At 70.9% G+C, this 15,170-nt stretch carries 14 protein-coding genes and 2 tRNA genes; 9 read left to right on the top strand and 7 right to left on the bottom strand.

Features of this window, described 5'->3' with window-relative positions; all coding sequences use genetic code 11:
• Positions 1-33 precede the first annotated feature (33 nt).
• The gene (locus OP04_RS33550; RefSeq protein WP_085066966.1) at positions 34-687 is read right to left on the bottom strand and encodes a DUF4360 domain-containing protein; all 654 of its coding nucleotides are present in this window, start codon (positions 685-687) and stop codon (positions 34-36) included.
• 70 nt (positions 688-757) lie between these two features.
• Complete coding sequence (locus OP04_RS33545) at positions 758-1,375, bottom strand: DUF4360 domain-containing protein (RefSeq protein ID WP_051799475.1); 618 nt, start codon at positions 1,373-1,375, stop codon at positions 758-760.
• A gap of 248 nt (positions 1,376-1,623) precedes the next feature.
• Between OP04_RS33545 and OP04_RS33540 the strand changes: the two genes are divergently transcribed.
• Both OP04_RS33540 and OP04_RS33535 read left to right on the top strand, forming a co-directional pair.
• Positions 1,624-2,412, top strand: coding sequence for an SDR family oxidoreductase (locus OP04_RS33540; protein ID WP_033343922.1), 789 nt, complete (start codon positions 1,624-1,626; stop codon positions 2,410-2,412).
• Between the two features lie 53 nt (positions 2,413-2,465).
• The gene (locus OP04_RS33535; protein WP_033343921.1) at positions 2,466-2,903 is read left to right on the top strand and encodes a hypothetical protein; all 438 of its coding nucleotides are present in this window, start codon (positions 2,466-2,468) and stop codon (positions 2,901-2,903) included.
• Between the two features lie 142 nt (positions 2,904-3,045).
• Here OP04_RS33535 and OP04_RS33530 read toward each other — a convergent pair whose 3' ends face one another.
• Complete coding sequence (locus OP04_RS33530; protein ID WP_033343920.1) at positions 3,046-3,879, bottom strand: hypothetical protein; 834 nt, start codon at positions 3,877-3,879, stop codon at positions 3,046-3,048.
• A gap of 26 nt (positions 3,880-3,905) precedes the next feature.
• Between OP04_RS33530 and OP04_RS33525 the strand changes: the two genes are divergently transcribed.
• The 4 genes from OP04_RS33525 (at position 3,906) to OP04_RS33510 (ending at position 5,602) form a co-directional block, all read left to right on the top strand.
• Positions 3,906-4,358, top strand: a complete 453-nt coding sequence (locus OP04_RS33525) for a GNAT family N-acetyltransferase (protein ID WP_033343919.1) — start codon at positions 3,906-3,908, stop codon at positions 4,356-4,358.
• Positions 4,359-4,368: 10 nt separating this feature from the next.
• A complete protein-coding gene (locus OP04_RS33520; protein WP_033343918.1) occupies positions 4,369-5,172 on the top strand; it encodes a fumarylacetoacetate hydrolase family protein in 804 nt (267 codons plus the stop codon).
• 121 nt (positions 5,173-5,293) lie between these two features.
• Positions 5,294-5,365: transfer RNA gene (locus OP04_RS33515), tRNA-Gln, on the top strand.
• 164 nt (positions 5,366-5,529) lie between these two features.
• Positions 5,530-5,602 (top strand) — tRNA-Glu (locus OP04_RS33510).
• Between the two features lie 1,019 nt (positions 5,603-6,621).
• On the opposite strand, the gene OP04_RS33505 is transcribed toward OP04_RS33510, so the two are convergent.
• Positions 6,622-7,308: an IclR family transcriptional regulator gene (locus tag OP04_RS33505; protein ID WP_033343917.1), complete on the bottom strand. Its 687-nt coding sequence runs from the start codon at positions 7,306-7,308 to the stop codon at positions 6,622-6,624.
• Between the two features lie 49 nt (positions 7,309-7,357).
• On the opposite strand from OP04_RS33505, the gene leuC reads away from it, so the two are divergent.
• The 3 genes from leuC to OP04_RS33490 all read left to right on the top strand — a co-directional run bounded on the left by leuC (position 7,358) and on the right by OP04_RS33490 (position 10,342).
• On the top strand, positions 7,358-8,812 hold the full coding sequence (gene leuC, locus OP04_RS33500; RefSeq protein WP_033343916.1) for a 3-isopropylmalate dehydratase large subunit: 1,455 nt from the start codon (positions 7,358-7,360) through the stop codon (positions 8,810-8,812).
• Positions 8,813-8,831: 19 nt separating this feature from the next.
• Positions 8,832-9,419 (top strand): 3-isopropylmalate dehydratase small subunit, encoded by a 588-nt coding sequence (gene leuD, locus OP04_RS33495; RefSeq protein WP_033343915.1) that lies wholly within the window; start codon positions 8,832-8,834, stop codon positions 9,417-9,419.
• A 242-nt stretch (positions 9,420-9,661) separates the two neighbouring features.
• Positions 9,662-10,342, top strand: a complete 681-nt coding sequence (locus OP04_RS33490) for an HU family DNA-binding protein (RefSeq protein ID WP_033343914.1) — start codon at positions 9,662-9,664, stop codon at positions 10,340-10,342.
• 87 nt (positions 10,343-10,429) lie between these two features.
• Here the strand turns inward: OP04_RS33490 and OP04_RS33485 are convergent, their stop codons facing one another.
• From OP04_RS33485 to OP04_RS33475, 3 genes are all read right to left on the bottom strand, one after another.
• Positions 10,430-12,409 (bottom strand): MMPL family transporter, encoded by a 1,980-nt coding sequence (locus OP04_RS33485; protein WP_033343913.1) that lies wholly within the window; start codon positions 12,407-12,409, stop codon positions 10,430-10,432.
• 85 nt (positions 12,410-12,494) lie between these two features.
• Complete coding sequence (locus OP04_RS33480) at positions 12,495-13,181, bottom strand: response regulator (protein ID WP_051799474.1); 687 nt, start codon at positions 13,179-13,181, stop codon at positions 12,495-12,497.
• 435 nt (positions 13,182-13,616) lie between these two features.
• A complete protein-coding gene (locus tag OP04_RS33475) occupies positions 13,617-14,975 on the bottom strand; it encodes a sensor histidine kinase (RefSeq protein ID WP_051799473.1) in 1,359 nt (452 codons plus the stop codon).
• Positions 14,976-15,170: the final 195 nt, after the last annotated feature.

Below are 15,170 nucleotides of genomic sequence, written 5' to 3'. Positions count from 1 at the left end.
GGGCCGGGGCCCGGCCCGCGGCGACGGCGAACCTCAGCACTTCTCCCACGTCAACTGGAACTTCGTGGCGAAGCTGACGTCCGTCGAGTCGAGCGTGATGACGCTGCCGTTGACCGCCGGGTTCGACGTGCCAGGGCGGACGCTGATGTCGAGCTTCGCGTTGAAGGTCTTCGACTCGCCGCAGGGCATCACGGAGATGACGTCCTCCTCGACCTTGTCGTGGAAGTCCCAGACGTTGTCGAACGGGCCGGTGAGCGTGTTGGTGATGACCTTGCTGCTCTGCTCACCGCTCCAGTAGTAGACGCCCCGCACGTTCGCGTTCGCGCCCTTGGCCAGGTTCGCGGCGCCGCGGTGGTCGATCTGCACGATCGTGAACGTGTAACCGGGCGGCACGTCCAGGTCGATGCCGAGCTGGCAGGCCTTCCGGGCGGCGGACTTCGGCGTGCCCTTCCCGATCTCGGCCTCGAACGCGTCGTAGGTGATGGTGAACCAGTCCTTCGCCGGCGAGACGTTCACCGCGGCCGTTCCGGCCGGGCAGCCGGTGCCGGCCAGCGAGACGAGCTGGACCTTGAACTGGTCCGGTCCCTCCACCACCGTCGGCGCGGCCTGCGCCGCCGTGGCGGTGGTCAGGCAGGACGCGCCGAGCATGGCGAGTGAAAGGCCGGTGGTGACCATTGTCTTGCGCATTCGAATGTCATCCTCTCGTCGGCCCGATGCGTTTCAGCAATCGGGAGAACTGTGCTGCCGAGATCTCGTTTCAGCATTTCTTCCAGGACAGGTGATACGTCGCGGTCGCTTTTCCGCCGGCACCCGTCTCCATCTGACTCTTCTGCTTGCGGTCCGGCCCCGGAGTGACCCGCACCTCGGTGTTGATATTGAGAGTCCGGGCCGAGTCGCAGGGCGCCCAGCCCAGCTCCTTGAAGTCGGTGGCGCCTCCCTGCCAGGCCGAACGGAGGGGACCCTTGAGCGTCCGGGTGTACCGGGCCGTCGACCGTGACGCGCTGAAGTAGTACGTGGCCTGCATCGTGCCGACCGCACCCTTCGCCAGCTGGGCATTCCCGCGGTACTCGGCCTTCCTCAGCGTGAAGGTCCAGCCCGCGGGCCGGTCGATGTTCACGCCGACCATGCAGTTCCGCCGCCTCTCGGTGAGCGGCGCCGACCCTCCGGCCCGCGCCGTGAAGCCCGGGAACCGGAGCGTGAAACCGTCCGCGCCGGTCGCGGTCACCGTGGCGACGGCACCCGGGCAGCCGGATCCGCCGGTGCTCGCCACCGCCGCCGACACCTTCGGTGCGGCCCTTTCGAGTGGTGCGTCCACGGCGGATCCGCCGAGCAGCAGTAAGGCCACGGCCGAGGCCGCGGCACCGTTTGAGAGCATGGGATTCGTCCTTTTATCGCGCAGTGAAGAATCGCTGTCGATATCGCTGAGGGAAATTTAGATCCCGGTGCTCAGTCGTCGGTCCGATTTCCCGGCGAAACATCTTTTCGTCCTGTTTCCGGTACTTCCCGGACGGAGGCGGCGCCCGGTGTGTTATCGCCGGGACGCCGCCGCCGGGGATCCCCTGTGGAGTGACCGTGCCGGCGGAACGGCCGCTTTCTGTCGTGGGGCGGTGATTGACTGCGGGCATGATTCTCGTGCTGGGACCCGGCGGGACGGTCGGGCGACGGGTGGCGGCGCGGCTGCGCGCCACCGGCTCCGAGGTGCGGCCCGCGTCGCGGTCCGCGGCGGTGCGCTTCGACTGGGCGGAGCCGGGCACCTGGACGGCCGCGCTCACCGGCGTGACCGCGATGTTCCTGATGGCGCCGGACGGCGTACCCGTGGATGCGGCGTTCGTGGATCTGGCCGCCCGGTCGGGTGTGCGGCGCGCGGTGCTGCTGTCCAGCCGGTCCATCGAGACCATGGGCGATGCGCGGCTGCTCTCCGCGGAACAGGCCGTGCGCGACGGCGGCGCCGAGTGGACGGTCGTGCGCGCGGACTGGTTCGCCCAGAACTTCGACGAGGGCTTCCTGCGCCCGGCCGTGGACGCGGGCACGGTCGCGATCCCGGTCGGCGGCGTGCGGCAGACGTTCGTGGACGCGGGCGACATCGCCGCCGTGGCCGTCGCCGCGCTGACCGGTGACGGCCATGCGGGCGCCACCTACGAGGTGACCGGCCCGGAGGCGCTGTCGTTCGGTGAGGCGTGCGCGATCGTCGGCACGGCGGCCGGCCGTGAGGTGCGGTTCGACGGCACCGCCGGGGCCTACGCGTCCGCGATGACCGCGTTCGGCGTGCCGTCCGCGCAGATCGACCGGGACGTGGCCGCGTTCGCCGCGCTCGCGGCGGCCGGCGACTCCGCGCCGCAGGACACGGTGGAGCGTGTCACCGGCCACCCGCCGAAACGGTTCGCCGACTACGCGGCCGGGGCTTCATGGTGAGTTGAGTACCGGCACTCAGGAGCCGGGGCCGCCGCGACGGCAGGATTCCCCTCATGAGCGACAAGCGTGTTGAGCTTCGGACGGTTCTGCTCGGTGCGGTCGGCGGCGCCGGGGTCTGGGTGGGGTCCTGGGTGGCCGCGCTCGGCGTGACCGCGGTCATGGCCGCGACGCTGTGGCCGGACGACCCGGACGCGAGCATCGGCAACGGCCTGATCATCCTGGCCGTTCCGCTGCTGGCGGTCCCGCTGCTCGAGTGGCTGCTGCTGCGCGGGCTGCGGGTACGCGGCGCCGGCGTGTTCGGCCTGCTCGCACTGGGCGCCTACTTCGTCTCCGTCCAGATCGGAACGGAGCAGTCCATGTGGCCGCCGATCTACGTGACCGGCGTGGTCGGCGCGGCCGTCTTCGCCGTCTACACCGCGGTCGTCGCCCTGGTCAGCGGCCACCGGCGCCCCCGCGCGACGCCCGGCCTGACCGCCGAGCCCGCGGCCTGACCGGTCGGCCGGCCGGCTGGCGCCGACGTCGGCTGACGGCGGCCGGGGCGATCAGCCGGTGCCGGGAGCCGTGATCGCCGCGCGCGATGCCGGAACGTCCGCCACGCGTCCGTTCTCCGCAGCCGGCGAAGAGCCCTCCTGCTCAGCGGATCTGGCGTTCCCCCACGGGAAGTGCGTCGACCGCCGCGATGAGCCGCTCGCGCAACGGCCGGGCGCGCTCCGCGAAGGAACGCTGCGCCGCCGCGTACTCGGCCCGGCCCTCCGGCGTCTCCACCCGCACCGGCGGGTAGCCGAGCGCGGCCAGGTCGTACGGGCTGGCGCGCATGTCCAGGCTCCGGATGTCGTGGGCCAGCGCGAACGCGTCCGCCACCAGTTCGGATGAGACCAGCGGGCCGAGCTTGTACGCCCACTTGTAGACGTCCATGTTCGCGTGCAGGCAGCCCGGCTGCTCCAGCTCGGTCTGGCGCTCGCGCGTGGGCTGCAGCAGGTTCAGCGGGCGGGCCGGGCCGGTGAAGAACCGGAACGCGTCGAAGTGGCTGCACCGCACGCCGCGCTCCTCGACCAGCGCGGCCGTGGCCTCGGGGGAGAGGCGCAGCGGCCAGGCGTTGTGCCGCACCTCGTCCGGCGTCTGCCGGTAGACCATCGCCCACTCGTGCATCCCGAAACAGCCGTAGTGCGCCGGCCGGTTCGCCGTCGACTCCAGCAGCGTGCGGATCCATGTCACCGACTCGCCGCGCTTGGCCAGGAACGCCTCGTCGTCGAACGACGGCCCGTTCTCCAGGGTGACGCCGAACCCGGGCTGCCAGTGCCGCAGCCGCGCCGGGCGATGCGAGTAGTACGAGAACAGGAAGTCCAGCACCGGATGTTTGAGGCCGCGGCGGCGGCGCTCCAGGTGCGGCTGGATCCACGCGTCGACGCGTGCCTCGTGCGCGGCCTGGCGGGCGCGCCAGGTCTGCTCGTCCAGCACGGTGGTCATCCGGCAAGCGTAGGGCAGGCGGCAGGATGGGCCACATGCTGATGCGACGGGCCGTGGCGGACGACATTCCGGCGATCGTGGAGTTGCTGGCGGACGACGGGCTCGGCCGGGGACGCGAGTCGGTGGCGGACCTCACGCCGTACCGCCGCGCCTTCGAGGTTGTTGATCTGGATCCCGCACAACTGCTGGCGGTGGCGGAGATCGACGGTGTGATCGTGGGCACGCTGCAGCTCACCGTCATCCCGGGGTTGTCGCAGCGCGGGCGTACGCGCGGGCTGGTGGAAGCGGTCCGGATCGCGTCCGCGCGCCGGGGCCAGGGGCTGGGCGGGGAGCTGATGCGCTGGGTGATCGCCGAGGCCAGGGAACGCGGCTGTTCCCTGGTGCAACTGACCTCGAACGCGACCCGCGGTGACGCACACCGCTTCTACGAACGTCTCGGCTTCACGCCCAGCCACGTCGGTTTCAAGCTGGAGATTTAGGCTTCACGGCATGCGCTTTGCTCGTTTCGTTCACGCCGGTGGTGTGTCGTTCGGAGTGGTCGAGGGCGAGGCCGGGGCCGGCCTTGCCGGACTGACCGTCGCCGAGATCGACCGCACCCCCTTCGAACCGGTGACGTTCACCAACCGACGGTGGGCTCTTCCCGACGTCCACCTGCTCGCTCCGATCTTCTCCAGCAAGGTGATCGGCATCGGCCGCAACTACGCCGATCACGCCGCCGAGCTGGGCAACGCGGTTCCCAAGGAGCCGCTGATGTTCCTCAAGCCGTCGTCCTCGGTCATCGGGCCGAACGACACGATCCGGCTGCCCGTGCAGTCGCAGCAGGTCGAGCACGAGGCCGAGCTGGCCGTGGTGATCGGCGGCACCGGCCCGGTCAGCCGCATCGACCGCAAGGACGCCGAGAAGGTCATCTTCGGCTACACCTGCGCGAACGACGTCACCGCCCGCGACCTGCAGAAGAACGACGTGCAGTTCACCCGCGCCAAGGGCTTCGACTCGTTCTGCCCGGTCGGCCCGTGGATCGAGACCCGCCTGGACGTCTCGGACCTGGAGGTCCGCTGCGAGGTCGGACGCGGCAACGAGGTCCGCGAGGTCCGCCAGCTCGGCCGCACCAAGGACATGATCTTCGACGTCCCGTCCCTGGTGTCCTACGTCTCGCACGTCATGTCGCTGCTCCCCGGCGACCTGATCCTCACCGGCACCCCCGCCGGCGTCTCCACCATCACGGACGGCGACGTCGTCTCCGTCCGCGTCGAGGGCATCGGCGAGCTGGTCAACCCCGTCGCGGCACGCTGACCTGCATCGGAACTCCGTCCGGCGGGCGCGCGCCCAAATGCGCAAACGCCGGACGGTGGCCCGATTTGGCGGGCAACATGGGGTCAGGTAAAGTTCTTTCCGGCGCAGCAAGCAGCGCCGATGGGGTATGGGGTAATTGGCAGCCCAACTGATTCTGGTTCAGTTAGTCTAGGTTCGAGTCCTGGTACCCCAGCAGTGTTGCCCGACAGGGCGGCGGTGCTGGATCTGGTAGGGTTCCACACCGTTGCTTCCAGAAGGCAGCGAGCAAGACCGCAGGGCAGGCAGGGCCAAGTAAACCAACTTGGAGGGCCTGGTAAGCTAGAAAGCGCAAGATCAAGTAACAAAAAGCAAGTCCGAGGTCCCGTCGTCTAGCGGCCTAGGACGCCGCCCTCTCAAGGCGGTAGCGTGGGTTCGAATCCCATCGGGACTACAGTCGAAGCCCGTCTCGCGAAAGCGAGGCGGGCTTCCTCCTTTCTCGCATCTTTCCGCACCCTGCACCGGCTTTTCAGCCATTCCCCAAATTTCCGTGCTTCCCGCGCACGCTGTGTCCCCGGTCCCCGGTCCCCGGTCCCCGGTCCCCGGCCCCCGGCCTGCGGCCCCCGGCCTGCGGCCCCCGGCCTGCGGCCCCCGGCCTGCGGCCTGGCTCGCTCCTCTCGCGTGGTGCCGGCGGGTCCGCGTGTTCTGGGGTCGATCACGCGTTCTGTCGTGTGGGGCGACCGCGCCGGCCCCGGTTCTGGTAGCCACTCACTGGTGTGGCGGCCTGGGGCGTGCTCGTATGTGCGTTTTCCATGCTTTCGCCGCATCTGCGCTACATGAGGACTGCCTGGTTTCGCCGTCAAGCCCCTGATCAACGGGCATGGCGACGACCGACTGACTCCAAGCGCCTGGGTGCGGAAAACGTACATACGGCCATGGTCCCCTTGCGGGACCTCAGGTCACTGACCGCCATAAGGTGATATTTCGGGCGGCAATCGGCTTCCAGCAGGCAGTGGCGTCAACCCAGCCTCCAGCCGGCAACCCAGCCCGATGCCGAAAGCCCGGTAAATAACGAATCCCGGCTCCAGAACGCCCGGTCGGGTCTTCCGTCACCACGGCGAAACCGGCAGGGAGGAGCGCCAGCGACGACCGGTGCCCGCGGGAGCATGCGGCCCGGACCACCGCGAAAGCGGGAAAATGCCCTGGCTCTTGCCTTTGCCGGCCTTCCGGCGTCAGAGCCTCAGCCTCCACCCGCCTACCGCTATTTCCACAATGTCGGGCACGGAGTGCCCGTCGATCACGCCGAGTCCGCCCCCGGCGCCAAGTCTCACGACACGTGATTCTCAGAACCCCGCGGCCCTGCCCCTGTCCCTTGGATTTCCTGCGCAGCCCGCGTGCAACAACCGCCACTCACACGAAAGCGCCGCCCGCACCATCGCAACGACGATGCAGGCGGCGCCCGACAAAATCAGCTCAGAGCCCCGACAACCGTTGCCCCGCACGCACCACGGCCATCGCATGCCGGTCCCCCGGCCGCCGCCCCAGCCGCTCGATCGGCCCCGAGATGCTCACCGCCGCGATGACCCGCCCGGTCCGGTCCCGGATCGGCGCCGACACGCTCGCCACCCCGGCCTCCCGCTCCGCCACGCTCTGCGCCCACCCGCGACGCCGGACCTCCGCCAGCGTCCGCCCGGTGAACTTGCAGCGCGGCAGCAACGGCATCACGGCCTCCGGCGGCTCCCACGCCAGCAGGATCTGCGCGGCCGAGCCGGCGGTCATCGGCAGCACCGACCCGACCGGCACGGTGTCCCGCAACCCGCTGGCCCGCTCCGCCGCCGCCACGCAGAGGCGCTCGTCGGCGCGGCGCAGGTAGAGCTGTGCCGACTCGCCGGTCGCGTCGCGCAGGGCGGCCATCAACGGCTCGGCCGCGGTCAGCAACACGTCCGGCGCCGCGTTGGCGAGCTCGCCCAGCCTCGGCCCCGGGCGCCAGCGGCCCTGGGTGTCACGGACCAGCATCCGGTGGATTTCCAATGCCTGCGCCAACCGGTGCGCCGTAGCCCTTGGCAGCTTCGTGCGCTCGACGAGTTCGGCCAGGCTGGCGCCGTCGACACAGGCGGCCAGGATGACCACCGCCTTGTCGAGAACGCCGACACCGCTCATACTGTGTCCCACAAGACGAAACATACCTCCCAGAATTTAGGATGTCCAGATGGTGGGAGCCAATCCACAGCCCGCTGTTCCGCGGACCCTGGCCGAGAAGGTCTGGGACGCCCACGTGGTGCGATCCGCCGAGGGTGAGCCAGATCTGCTATTCATTGATCTCCATCTGCTGCATGAGGTGACGAGCCCGCAGGCGTTCGACGGTCTGCGTCTCGCGGGGCGGCCGGTGCGGCGTCCCGACCTCACGCTGGCGACCGAGGACCACAACACGCCGACCGGGTACGACGACGTCTCCTTCAACGCCCGTCGCGGCGACCTGATGACGATCCTGGACCCGACCTCGCGCACGCAGATCGAGACGCTCCGCAAGAACTGTGCGGAGTTCGGGGTGCGCCTGCACCCGCTCGGCCACGAGCAGCAGGGCATCGTGCACGTGATCGGCCCGCAGCTCGGCCTGACCCAGCCCGGCCTCACCATGGTCTGCGGCGATTCGCACACGGCCACGCACGGCGCGTTCGGCGCGCTGGCGTTCGGCATCGGCACCAGCGAGGTCGAGCACGTGCTGGCCACGCAGACGCTGCCGCAGGCGCGGCCGAAGACCATGGCCGTGACCGTGGTGGGCGACCTCAAGCCCGGCGTCACGGCGAAGGATCTGGTGCTGGCGCTCATCACCCAGGTCGGCACCGGTGGCGGGCGCGGCCACATCGTGGAGTACCGCGGCGAGGCCATCCGCAAGCTCTCCATGGAGGGCCGGATGACCATCTGCAACATGTCCATCGAGTGGGGCGCCAAGGCCGGCATGATCGCGCCGGACGAGACCACGTTCGAGTACCTGCGGACCCGGCAGTACGCGCCGACCGGCACCACCTGGATCGAGGCCGTCGACTACTGGCGCAGCCTGGCCACGGACGACGACGCGGTCTTCGACACCGAGGTGATCCTGGACGCGGACGCGATCACCCCGTTCGTGACCTGGGGTACCAACCCGGGCCAGGGCGTGGCGCTGAGCGGCGTGGTGCCGAGCCCGTCCGACTTCGACGGGGAGAACGAGCGGGCCGCCGCCGAGCGCGCGCTGGAGTACATGGACCTCACCCCCGGCACCCCGTTACGCGAGATCCCGGTGGACGTTGTGTTCGTTGGCTCGTGCACGAACGGGCGTCTGGAGGATCTGCGCGCCGCGGCCGAGGTGCTGCAGGGGCACCAGGTCCACGAGGGCGTACGCATGATGATCGTCCCCGGCTCCGCGAAGGTGCGGGAGGCGGCCGAGGCGGAGGGGCTGGACAAGGTCTTCACGGAGGCCGGTGCGGAGTGGCGGTTCGCGGGTTGTTCCATGTGTCTGGGCATGAACCCGGACACGCTCAAGCCCGGTGAGCGCTCGGCGTCGACGTCCAACCGCAACTTCGAGGGCCGGCAGGGCAAGGGCGGGCGCACCCACCTGGTGTCACCGCCGGTCGCCGCCGCCACCGCCGTCCTGGGCCGTCTCGCGGCCCCCGCGGACCTGTAGCCGAAGGGACTTTCGGAAAGTGGAGAAGTTCACCGTTCACACCGGTTCCGCGGTTCCGCTGCGGCGCTCCAATGTGGATACGGATCAGATCATTCCCGCGGTGTACCTGAAGAGGGTGACGCGGACGGGCTTCGAAGACGGTCTCTTCAGCGCCTGGCGCGAGGACCCGGCATTCGTGATGAACAATCCCGCCTATTCGTCCGCGTCGATTCTCGTTGCGGGGCCGGACTTCGGCACCGGATCATCGCGTGAGCACGCGGTGTGGGCCCTGCACAACTGGGGATTCCGCGCGGTCATCTCGCCCCGCTTCGGCGACATCTTCCGTGGCAACGCGCTCAAGGAAGGGCTCCTCCCGGTCGAGCTGGACCAGGCCGCGGTGGAACGGTTGTGGGACCTGGCGGAGAAGGACCCGGACGCGCGGATCGAGGTCGACCTGGCCGCACGGCAGGTGCGGGCGGACGGCAGCGTCTGGTCGTTCCCGATGGACGACTTCAGCCGCTGGCGCCTGATGGAGGGCCTGGACGACATCGGCCTGACGTTGCGGCACCAGGACGCGATCGCCGCCTACGAGGCCGAGCGACCGTCCTTCAAGCCGTCTCTGGCCTGAGGTACGACGCGGAACCGACTGTCTCCAAACCCCGATAACAGCGGGATTCTCACCCCCGCGAGACCCTCGAATCGTTGCCGTCAGGGCGCTTCAGCCCGGCAAAGAGGGGCTCGCGGGGGTGATTCCGTTGCGACACAAGGACTTTTTTCCCACGGATGTTTGTATCTGCTGCTCCCAGGGCATACCGTGCGCGCAGAATCATTGTGTAACAGTCCATTCGCTTCATCTGGGAGGTAAATCTCGTGAACAAGGCCGAGCTCATCGAGGCGCTCGCCGCTCGCCTGGGCGACAAGAAGACGGCGACGGCGGCGCTGGACGCGGTTCTCGCGGAGGTCCAGAACGCGGTCACCAAGGGCGACCGCGTGGCCATCACCGGCTTCGGAGTCTTCGAAAAGCGCGTGCGCGGCGCCCGAACAGCCCGCAATCCCCGTACCGGTGAAGCGGTGAAGGTGAAGAAGACGTCCGTCCCGGCCTTCAGGCCCGGCGCCGGATTCAAGGAGCTGGTCGCCAGCGGCAAGGTGCCGAAGGTGGCCGCCGCCAAGAAGACCACCACCACGGCCGCCAAGGCCACCGCCACGAAGGCGACCGCTACCAAGGCGACCGCCACCAAGGCCACGGCCACCAAGGCGACGGCGGCGAAGACCGCGCCGGCAGCCAAGGCCACCACGGCGACCGCGGCCAAGAAGACCGCGGCGACGAAGGCGACCGCCACCAAGGCCACCGCCACCAAGGCGGCCCCGGCCAAGACCGCCACCGCGGCCAAGACGGCGCCGGCGAAGAAGACCACCGCCACCGCGGCGAAGAAGACCGCGGCGGCCACCCCGGCCAAGAAGTCCGCGGCGACCAAGAGCACCACGACGGCTACGAAGTCGACGGCCAAGAAGGCCCCGGCGGCGAAGAAGTCGGTCGCCCGGAAGCGCTGACAACACCAGATTTGCACGCCGAGGGCGCCTCACCCCGCACGGGTGAGGCGCCCTCGGCGTCTGTCAGGCCACGACCGGACGCGTCTGTCAGGCCACGACCGGCTCCGTGAAAGCGCCGCCGATCCGGCCGTGCAGGCGGCGCAGCGGGCGCGGCGCCCACCAGTTCCACCGGCCCAGCAGCGTCATCGTGGCCGGGACCAGCAGCAGCCGCACCACGGTGGCGTCCAGCGCGACGGCCAGCACCAGACCCAGCCCGATCTGCTTGATCGGGGCGAAGCCGCCGGTCAGGAAGCCCGCGAACACCACCACCAGCAGCAGCCCGGCGGACGTGATGATGCGCCCGGTCTGCTGCAGGCCCGACGCCACCGCCACGTCCGGGGCGTCGCCGGCCAGGTGCCGCTCCCGCACGCGGGAGAGCAGGAACATCTCGTAGTCCACGGACAGCCCGAACGCGATCGCGGCCACCAGCACCGGCACGGTCAGGTTCGTGTCGTCCAGCCGCTCGCTGCCCAGCAGCCAGGCCAGATGTCCCTCCTGGAACACCCAGACCACGACGCCGAGCGAGGCCGCGATGCTCAGCATGTTCGTCAGCACGGCCTTGACCGGCAGCAGGATCGAGCCGGTGAACGCGAACAGCAGCGCCAGCGTGCCCACCGCGACCAGCACGGCCGCGATCGGGCCGCGCTCACCCAGCATCGTGCGGTAATCGGCCAGCCGCGCGGCCTCGCCTGCTACCTGGAATCCCTGGTCGCGCAGCGTACGCACGGCTTCCTGGGTCTGTGCCGAGGAGGCGCGCTCCGCCGGATAGGCGCTGACGACACCGTCCCGGTAGGCGACCCGCGCGATGCCCGGCACGGCCGCGATCCGGTCCGGGGTGCCGGAGACCACCAGCAGCGGCCCCGGCCCGGCCAGCAGCGGGAAGTCGCGCTTCAACGCCTCGTCCAGTTCCCGGGTCGCGGACGCGGCCGGCAGCGAACGGGCGTCGCCGGTGGCGATCGTCAGGCCCGCCACCGGCAGCGCCAGCACCACCAGCACGGCCGCGGTGCCCAGCAGCGTGAGCATCGGCCGTCGCTGCACACGCGCGGCGATCCGGCCGAAGACCGAGCCACCGGTCGCGGCCGCCGGCGTGATCCGGTGCCCCCACAGGCGCAGCATCGCGGGCAGCAGCGTCACCGCGGCCAGCATGTTCACCAGCACCACACCGCTCGCGGCCAGGCCCATCGAGCGCAGGAACGGGTCCGGGAACACGGTCAGCCCGGCCAGCGCCACCGCCACGGTCAGGCCGGTGAACAGCACGGTCCGGCCCGCGGTCACGGACGCGCGCAGCACCGCGCCGGGCACGTCCGGATCCACCGCGCGCTCCTCCCGGAACCGGCTCACCAGCAGCAGCGCGTAATCCACGGCCAGGCCCATGCTGAGCATCGTGGTCACCTGCACCGCGTAGACAGAGACGTCCGTGACCAGGCTGAACACGTAGAGCAGGCCGAAGTTCGCGCCGATGCCGACCACCGCGACCAGCAGCGGGAGCCCGGCCGCGAGCAGGCTGCCGAACACCACCAGCAGCAGCACCAGCACCACCGGCAGGCTGATCATCTCCGCGCGCTGCACGTCCTGCTGCGCCTGATCGTTGTAGTCCGCCATGGTCAGCGGCCCGCCGGAGACCACCACGCCGGTGGCCGGCACGTTCCGCAGGATCTCCGCGGCCGGTTCCGCCGCCTCCTCGCTCACCACCACAGAGATCAACACCACCTCGGGGGTACGGGACGAGAGCACCGGATCCGAGGCCGAGGCGACGCCGTCGAGCGCCCGGACGCGGGTCATCGCGTCGCCGAGCGCCTGTGCGGAAGCGCCGTCGATGACCGCGGTGATCGAGTCCGGCTCCGGGTTCGCGGCGTCCAGCCGCTCCTGTACGACCGCGGACTCGCTGCCCGGGACGCCGCCCACCTCCGAGGTCAGGCGGCTGAACAGGTTGGCGCCGGCCGCGAACCCGGCGACGAGCACGGCGGTCCACAGGACGATGGTGAGCACGGGTCGGCGCGCCGCGGCGCCGGACAGGAAACGAAGCATGAGCGCAGATTTCCGCGTCCGGGCCTCGTCCCGGATCGCCGCCGGGAGTGGTTCCTCGCCTCCCTCCCGGGAGTGAGGCCCCGGTCTACTCCCGGGCGTGCTGCCCCGGCACGACCAGCCCGGACTCGTAGGCGAGCACCACCGCCTGCACCCGGTCGCGCAGGCCGAGCTTGGTCAGCAGGTTGCTCATGTGCGTCTTCACGGTGTGCTCGGTGACGTGCAGCCGCGCCGCGATCTCCGCGTTCGACAGTCCCTGCGCGACCAGGCGCAGCGAGTCGGTCTCGCGCGCGGTCAGCGACGCCAGCGCGGTCGCCCAGCGCCCGGCCGGACCCGCGGGCGTGCCACCGCGGCCGACCATGTCCGCGATCAGGCGACGGGTGACGCTCGGCGCGAGCAGCGAGTCGCCGTGCGCGATCGTGCGTACGGCACTGACCAGCTCGGCCCGGCGCATGTCCTTGAGCAGGAAGCCGCTGGCACCGGCGTGCAGCGCGTCGTAGACGTACTCGTCCAGGTCGAACGTGGTCAGCATCAGGACCCGGGCGTCCGTGGCGGCGCAGATCTCCGCGGTCGCCTCGATGCCGTTCTTCCGTGGCATGCGCACGTCCATCAGCACCACGTCCGGCCGCAGCGTGCGGGCGGCGTGCACCGCCTCCACCCCGTCGCCGGCCTCCCCGACGACGGTGATGTCCGGCTGGGCGTCCAGGATCACGCAGAACCCGTCCCGTACCAGCGCCTGATCGTCCGCGACCAGCACGCGGAGCCCGCCGCTCACCGGCGGTGGCCTTCGCAGGTGGCGGCTGCGGGTATGGGGCCGTCTGCGGGCGCGTAGCTGCCCGTGCGTCCGTGGCCATCCGTGCGTCCGTAGCTGCCCGCGCGTCCGTGGCTGCCCGTGCGTCCGTGGCCATCTGCGCGTCCGTGGCTACCCGCGCGTCCGTGGCTACCCGCGCGTCTGTAGCCATCTGCGTGTCCGTGGCCACCCGTGCGTCCGTGGCTACCCGCGATCTTCGGGCGCTCCGCGCCCGAAATTTCATGAAATAGCAGTCTGTGGAGCGGAGGTGCCGCCTCGGCCCGGCCAGCGGGGCACGGCATGGTCGGAGCATGGTCCGGGCTGACGGGCTTCGCCCGAGCCCGGTTCGGGCGCGCTGATTCGCGCGGAGGCCGACGCGGAGCCCTCCGGCTGAACTCGGACAGGGGCGGGCGGTGTTCGTCAGCCACGGACGGCCTCAGCGGGGTTCAGAGCCTGGCCGGGAGCGGATCCGGCGGACGGGCCGGGAGCGGATCCGGCGGACGGGCCGGGAGCCTGTCCGGCGGCCCGGCCGGCATCCGGGGCACGGTCCGGCCCGCGCAGCCGGTCAGCGGGTGGCGCGGGCCTTCCATCGGCGAGCGGAGCGGGTGGCGCGGGTGCTTCGTCGGCGGGCGGGGCGAGTGACAGGGCGGGCAGCGGGAACATCGCGGTCACCGTGAAGCCGCCGGTCCGGCCCGTGGCCGCGCTGAAGTCGCCGGCGCAGGCCGTGACGCGCTCGCGCATGCCGATCAGCCCGTGGCCTGAGGGCCGTCCGGCGTCGGTGGCGCCACGGCCGTCGTCCGTGATCTCGACCCGCAGCGACGCCGCCGACCAGGTCAGATCCACCCGGGCCGCCTCCGCGGCGGCGTGCCGGAGCACGTTCGTGAGGGACTCCTGCACCACGCGGTACGCCGCGACCGCGACCTCGGGCGGCGCGCTCCCGGGCCTGCCGTGCGTGGTGAGCGTGACCGCCAGCCCGGCCTCCCGGGCCCGGTCCGTGAGCGCGGGCAGCGACTCCAGGCCGGGCTGCGGCGCGCGGTCGTCCGGGCCGCCGCGCAGCACGCCGAGCGTGCGGCGCAGCTGGGTGAGCGCGTCGTGCGCGGTGCCGGAGATCGCGTCGAACGCGCGGGCGGCCCGGTCCGGGTCACGGTGCACCAGCAGCGGGCCGGCCTCGGCCTGCACCGCGATCATGCTGATCGAGTGGGCCAGGATGTCGTGCATGTCGCGGGCGATCCGTTCCCGCTCGCGGGCGGCCGCGGCCTCGCGCTCCTCCGCGTGCCGCAGGCGTTCCTCCGCGTGGCGCAGCGCGCGCTCCTCCAGCAGCGAGATCCGGTCCCGGCGGGCGCGGGCGCCGGTGCCGAGCGCGAATGCGGCCACGAAGACGCTGGCTGAGGTGACCACCGCGCCGATCGGCTTGTCCAGCGTCTGCTGCGTGAAGATCAGGCCGGCCAGCGTGCCGGCGGTCAGCACGGCACGGGCCACGAACGGGCTGGCCGCCGCGACCGTGTAGGTGGCGACGAGCTGCCCGTAGGGCCAGTCGATGAATCCGTGCATGGCGATCAGCCCGATCGTGCCGGCCCCGCAGACCGCCGCGATCGTGAACGGCGCCCGCTGGCGCAGGACCAGCGGCAACGTGGACACGGCGCCGAAGAACAGCACGATCGGCCGGGTGTCGTCCACCGCGCCGTGCCCGGCGACGGTCAGCATGAAGCAGACGATCGCGATCACCGCGTCCACGGCCGTCGGATTCCGTTTCGCCAGTGCCTTGGCCCGTTCCCACACGCCTCGCAGTATCCGTCGCCCGCCCCCGCGAGCGCCTCCCTCTCAGGGACTGGATGGCGCAACTGCCTGCGGCGGCACCGCGACGCTCCCCATGGCCGGCGCGACGAGGTCGACGGCGCCGTCCTGCACCCGAAATTTCGAGAAATAGCGGTCGGTTCGGTCTCGCGCAGACTGCTATGTCACGAAATTTCGGGC

This window comes from Catenuloplanes japonicus (genome assembly GCF_000717135.1).
Classification (GTDB): domain Bacteria; phylum Actinomycetota; class Actinomycetes; order Mycobacteriales; family Micromonosporaceae; genus Catenuloplanes; species Catenuloplanes japonicus.
This window is presented reverse-complemented; position numbering and strand designations above follow the sequence as displayed.